We start from the raw sequence: 5,599 nt of genomic DNA, 5'->3' as shown, positions 1-5,599 counted from the left end.
CCCGGGGGTAGGGGCAGTGGTCGGTCCCGATGGTGTCCACAAGCCCGGTGCCGAGGGCCCGGCGCATGCCGTCGCGGACCTCGGCGGTGCGGATAACGGGTGTGAACTTGAGGAAGGGGCCGCGCTCCTTCAGGTGGCTGTGGTCGAAGTAGAAGTACTGGGGGCAGCTTTCCGCGAAGACGGGCACCCCGCGCAGTTTGGCTTGCTGGACGGCCTCGAGGAGGAGGGGCTGGCTCACATGTGCGATGAGCACGGTGCAGCCCGTGAGTTCCGCTAGGGCGATGGCGTCGAGGGTGGCGACGTACTCGCTCTCGGGGTTCCGCCATTCGTAGATGCACATGTAGTCGGTGCGCTTTTCAGCGTCGATCTTGGCCTTGGCCTTTTTGAGGATGCTGTCGCTCTCGCAGTGGAGCATCACGGTGCCGCCGAAGGTCCGCGCCTCGCGCATGATGTCCAGCAGTACGCCCTCGGACAGATCGGGCACCCCGTGCAGCTCGCACATGAAGCCCTTGAAGCCGAGGGCGCCGCCCTCCCACATCGGGCGCAGGTGCTCGAGATTGTCCAGGTCGAGGCCGCCGAGCTGGCCGAAGTCGACGACCGCCCGCGAATTGATGTAGTCGGTCTTCTCCTCGAGTAGCTTCCGCGTGTAAACGAGCGGCTCGCTCCGGTGGTGATCGATGCAGGTGGTGATGCCGCCACGGGCGCAGGCCCGCGTTCCCTCGGTCCAGTCCTCCCGATCGGTGAAGCCCGGGTCCATCATGTGCACGTGCTCGTCTACCATGCCGGGAAGCACGTGGCGCCCGCCCGCGTCGATCTCGCGTGTGGCGGACATCGCCTTCTCCTGGGTGATGGCGGAGATGCGGCCGCCCTCGATGTAGATGTGGCCCGGGTAGGTTCCCTGCGGGGTGACGATCTGGGCGTTCGAGATGAGGAGATCTGCGGTCATCTTTGCTCTTCCTTCTCAGTTGTTGTTCAAGAAACCGGGGTCCGCACCCGGAAGCTCTCCTGTCGCCTGGCGATAGGCGCTGATGAAGTGTTCCAGTGGCTGGGCGCCCACGATACGGGGCCCGGCGGAGAACTCCAGCGTGGGCGTCGAGTAGATTCCGCACTCGATCGCCGCGTTGTGATCGTCCACGACGGCGCGCTCGATAGCGGGGTCCGCCGCCATGTCGCGGAGCATCGCCCTATCCGCACCCAATTTTTCACCCAATCCGGCGAGCACTTCAAGGTCGGCGATGTTGAGACACGCTACCAGATGGGCGCGCTCGACGGCTTCGATGAAGTCCCCCTCCCGCTCGGGCTGCTGCAGGGCGAAGGCCTTGATGGCGAGGGAGGCCGGGGTCGAGTAGGGGTAGGGGAAATCGCGCCTCTCCATCAACTCGGGGTTGAGCTCCTCCCCGCCGGGGGCGGACCGGGCCATTCTCCAGTGGCTCATGATCTGCTCCTTGCGCATCGGGCGCGGATCGGGCTGGGGCGAGAGGAGAAAGGAGCGGTATTTGATCCGGAGCGGCTCGCCGACGGCGGCGGCCAGCTCCCGCAACCGACCGGTTGCGATAAAACACCACGCTCAGTGGACGCAGTGCGTATAGGTGATTTCGACTTCGTTCCGGCGGGACATCGGATCCGGTCCTTTCCACGGGGCTGCAATAGCCGGCGGCTTCTGGAGCTACGGTATCTTCTCATCTTGAAATTCGGGCCACAAGGTAGGATGGTATATGGGGGCCGCTTGAAAAGCCCGGCCATCGTCCGCACAGAGGGGATATGTTGAGGCTCGCAGATATTCGTCTTCGGGAGCAGCCCTTTCTTGTGATCCTGGGATCGTTCCTCCTGCTCATCGGGGCGGGGACGATCTTTTTCACCTTGCCTCTCGCCACACGGCAGGGCGGCCTGCCCATCTCCCAGGCCCTGTTCATGGCGACATCGGCCGTTTGCGTGACGGGCCTCTCCATCGTCGACGTGGGGAGGGAGCTGACTCCGGCGGGCCAGGTGGTGCTGCTCATCCTGATTCAATTGGGCGGGCTCGGCCTGATGACGTTCACCTCGCTGGCCTTTCTCATGGCGGGCCAGTCCCTTCCCTTCGGGCACCGCTCGGTGCTGCGCGAGACGCTCGGCGCGCTCGGCGGGAGAGAGTGGCGGCCCGTCCAGCTGGTCCGCTCGGTGCTCTGGCTGACGGCGGTGTTCGAGGGGGTGGGGGCGGCGATCTTTTATGTGCTCTTCCGGCGAACGCTTCCGCCGTGGGAGGCGCTGAAAAAGGCGGTCTTCCATTCCGTCTCGGCGTTCTGCAACGCGGGCTTCGCCCTTCAGGCGGACAGCTTCGAGGGCTGGCGCACGGACATGCCGGTGAACATCGTGCTGGTGGTGCTTATCGTGTCGGGCGGGCTCGGCTTTTTGACCCTCACCGAGCTGCGGCATCTGTTTCGCCGGAAACTGGCGCGCCTTTGGGGAACGGGCGATTCCGGAGCGGAGGGGGCGGATGGCGGCGGGCAGGTCTCGCTCTCGCTGCACTCGCGCATGGTCCTCGCCATGACGGCGTTTCTTCTGGCCGCGGGGGCTTTTCTCTTCTGGGTGGCATTCCGCAACGGCGGAATGGCGGGGGGAGAGGGCGCCGGGCTCCTCGAGGCGATCTTCCTCTCGGTCACCGCCCGCACGGCGGGCTTCAACACAGTGCCGACGGCGGGGCTGGGGGATGCGACGCTCGTCATCCTCATGAGCCTGATGTTCGTCGGGGCCTCGCCGGGCTCGACCGGGGGCGGCGTCAAGACCACCACGTTCTATGTGATCCTGGCGGCGGTCCGGTCGCGCTTTCAGGGAGATGACGTGACGAATCTCTACAAGCGGACGATCCCCGAGGATTTAATCCGGCGGGCGGGGGCGATACTCCTGTTCGGCATCTCCATCATCGGTTTCGCCCTGTTTCTTCTGCTGGCGGTGGAGCACTCGAACGCGGCTCTTGCCGCCGCCCCCCGGCGGTTTCTCGCCATGGTGTTCGAGACGGTATCGGCCTTCGGCACCGTTGGGCTTTCCATGGGGGTCACGGCCCGTTTTTCCTCCGCAGGGCTTTTGATTTTGACGATTCTCATGTACATCGGAAGGATCGGGCCCTTGACCGTGTTCCTGGCGCTCAGGGAGGCGCCCCACCGAAAGCCGCGCCATCCGGAGGAGACGGTACTGATCGGCTAAGTGCCCGGGCCGGCCGCAAAAGAGGAGAACACATGGGGAATTTCCTGGTAGTGGGGCTCGGCGCTTTCGGCAAAGCGGTCGCCGAATCGCTCTATGCGCAGAAACATACCGTGGTCGGCGTAGACGTCCAACGGGAGCGGGTGGAGCACTTCCGCGATCTCATGAGCGAGTGCGTGGAGGCGGACGCCAGCGATCGGGAAATGCTGGGGCAAGTGCTTGATGGCATCGGAGTGGAAAATCTGGAGGCCGCCGTTGTGGGCGTGGGGCGGCGCCTGGACGTGAGCGTTCTGGTCTGCCTCTTTCTCAAGGAGGCCGGGGTGAAGCGGATTGTGGCCAAGGTGTTGACCGAGGATCACGCCCGCGCGCTGCGGCATCTGGGGGTCAACGAAACGGTGTTCCCCGAGGCGGACTCCGGCATGCGCCTGGCCAAGCGCCTCTCCAGCCCGAGGGTGCTCGAGTCGCTCTCCCTCGGCCAGGGCTACCAGGTGATGGAGATCGAGGCGCCGGCGGCATATGCAGACAAGAATCTGCAGGAGCTGGCGATTCGCGAAAAAAGCGGCGCCCTGGTGGTGGCGATCCGCCGGGCGGGCTCCGAAAAGCTCGAAACCGCGCCGAACGGCGAGAGCCGGGTGGGGCTCGGGGATGCCCTCATCCTGCTGGGCCCCGAGGATGCCCCCTCGAAGCTGGAGGCGTAAAGAAGGCTTTACTCGGTTTCAGGCGGCAGTTCCGCAAGTGCCCGCCGCGTGCGGGGCGCGATCCCCGGGCCGGCTTTCCGCAGGCGCGCCCGCAGGGCGGCGAGATCCTCCGGCGCATAGACATCCTGCCACTCGGGCAAAACAGCCACTTCGAATTCCAGGGTTTTGAGTTTTTCCACGGTCTTGCGGAAAACATCCGGTTTGCCCCATGCGATTCCCTCGAAAGCGCCGGGTGCCGGGCGGGTGAGGCCGATGAGGTAGTACCCGCCATCCTTGGCGGGGCCGATGACGGCTTTCTTTGGGGTCTCGTTATTCGGCCCGCCGCTCCGCAGTAATGAAAACGCAGATGAAAGAATTTCGGGTGGCAGATCGGGAAAATCTGTTCCGATGAGGATCGCCGGGCCGCCAAAGGCGAGTCTCCGGCCGAGGGCAGCGGCCATCCGGGAGCCGAGATGGAGCCCCGTTTGCGCGCGGTGGAGAAAAGGGCCGGGGAGCCAGGCTGAGGGCGAAAAACCGGCTTCCGGCCCGCCCTCCGTCCGGGACCATTCGGAGAAAAGGCCGACGGCGGGCTCTTCCGCGCGGAGCTCTCGCGCGGTGCCGGCGGCGTCCGCCAGAAACGCGCGGTAGAGCGCGGCCGCCCCCTCCGCCCCCAGGGCAGGGATGAGCCGTGTCTTCGCCTTCCCCGGCCGAGGGGCTCTGGCAAACAGGATGAGACTCTCCGGAAAGCGCACGCTCGGGTGTTTCCTCGCTTTCGGTGCGGCATCACCTCCCGTGGAGCAGGGAGGCGGAAGCTGTTATCATCGGCGGCATTCGTTTCGCGATCACGCTCCCCCGCCGGGGAGTAAACTAGCAAGGGGTATTTTGCATGGAATTCAACCAGGAAGTCATTATCGCCGCCCCGCGGCAGAAAGTGTGGGATTTCATCTGGGACGTGGAGGAGTTCGCCGCCTGCGTTCCCGGCGTCACATCGGTCGAGAAGGTGGACGAGGCCCACTACAACGTCAGGGTCGAGCAGAAGATCAGTTTTCTCAAGGCGCAGTTCAACATCCAGGTCGTCATCGTGGAGCAGCGCGCCCCCGAGTACATCCGCACGAGCGGCGAGGGGAAGGACTCGAAGATCGCCGCGAGCCTCAAGCAAACGAACGAGGTGACGCTCGAGGCGCTCTCGGAGGATGAGACCAAGGTGTCCATTCACTCCAACGTGGATGTTTTCGGGAAACTCGGTTCGATGGGCTTCAGTGTCATCAAGAACCAGGCGAACAAAATCTTCAGCCAGTTCGCCCAGAACGTGAAGGCGAAGATCGAGTAGCCTGTCCGCGCGCACAAAAAAAGGCGCTCCGGTGGGGTGCCTTTTTTTTGTGCGGTCCGCTCAGCCGCGCCCGATGGTCCACGCCTCGGTGAATTCGCAGCCGCTCTCGCGAAAGAGGGCCGAGATGGGGCACCGGCCCGCGTGCTGGCGCTTGAGCTCTTTCACCCGGTCTTCGAGCTCGTCGGTCACCAGCGTGATTTGCACCTCGACGCGCTCGAAGTTGGGGCTGACGTTGTTGTCCGGGTCCTGGGTGCCGCGCGGATCGGCCGTTCCCCGGACCTCGATGGACTGATCGGTGTAGCGGAAGCCGATCTCCTCGGCTACCTTGTGCGTGATGACGGTCACGCAGGCGGCCAGGGCGCCGAGCGCCATCTCGCGCGGGGTGGGGCCCTCGTCGTTTCCGCCGGCGGACTTT

7 protein-coding genes are annotated in these 5,599 nt (G+C 64.9%); 3 read left to right on the top strand and 4 right to left on the bottom strand.

Features of this window, described 5'->3' with window-relative positions; all coding sequences use genetic code 11:
• Together O2807_11315 and O2807_11310 are read right to left on the bottom strand one after the other, a co-directional pair.
• Window positions 1–946, bottom strand: a 946-nt coding sequence (locus O2807_11315; GenBank protein ID MDA1001087.1) for an amidohydrolase family protein, incomplete at its 3' end; no start/stop codon positions are given.
• Window positions 947–961: 15 nt separating this feature from the next.
• Window positions 962–1,555 (bottom strand): DsbA family protein, encoded by a 594-nt coding sequence (locus O2807_11310; protein ID MDA1001086.1) that lies wholly within the window; start codon window positions 1,553–1,555, stop codon window positions 962–964.
• A 209-nt stretch (window positions 1,556–1,764) separates the two neighbouring features.
• On the opposite strand from O2807_11310, the gene O2807_11305 reads away from it, so the two are divergent.
• A complete protein-coding gene (locus O2807_11305; protein MDA1001085.1) occupies window positions 1,765–3,180 on the top strand; it encodes a hypothetical protein in 1,416 nt (471 codons plus the stop codon).
• A 32-nt stretch (window positions 3,181–3,212) separates the two neighbouring features.
• A complete protein-coding gene (locus O2807_11300; GenBank protein MDA1001084.1) occupies window positions 3,213–3,875 on the top strand; it encodes a TrkA family potassium uptake protein in 663 nt (220 codons plus the stop codon).
• A gap of 8 nt (window positions 3,876–3,883) precedes the next feature.
• Here O2807_11300 and O2807_11295 read toward each other — a convergent pair whose 3' ends face one another.
• Window positions 3,884–4,606 (bottom strand): TIGR04282 family arsenosugar biosynthesis glycosyltransferase, encoded by a 723-nt coding sequence (locus tag O2807_11295; GenBank protein ID MDA1001083.1) that lies wholly within the window; start codon window positions 4,604–4,606, stop codon window positions 3,884–3,886.
• Window positions 4,607–4,740: 134 nt separating this feature from the next.
• On the opposite strand from O2807_11295, the gene O2807_11290 reads away from it, so the two are divergent.
• The gene (locus O2807_11290) at window positions 4,741–5,184 is read left to right on the top strand and encodes a carbon monoxide dehydrogenase subunit G (GenBank protein MDA1001082.1); all 444 of its coding nucleotides are present in this window, start codon (window positions 4,741–4,743) and stop codon (window positions 5,182–5,184) included.
• A gap of 60 nt (window positions 5,185–5,244) precedes the next feature.
• On the opposite strand, the gene O2807_11285 is transcribed toward O2807_11290, so the two are convergent.
• On the bottom strand, window positions 5,245–5,599 hold a 355-nt coding region (locus tag O2807_11285), incomplete at its 5' end, for an OsmC family protein (protein MDA1001081.1).

The organism is bacterium, assembly GCA_027622355.1.
Lineage (GTDB): Bacteria > UBA8248 > UBA8248 > UBA8248 > UBA8248 > JAQBZT01.
This window is presented reverse-complemented; position numbering and strand designations above follow the sequence as displayed.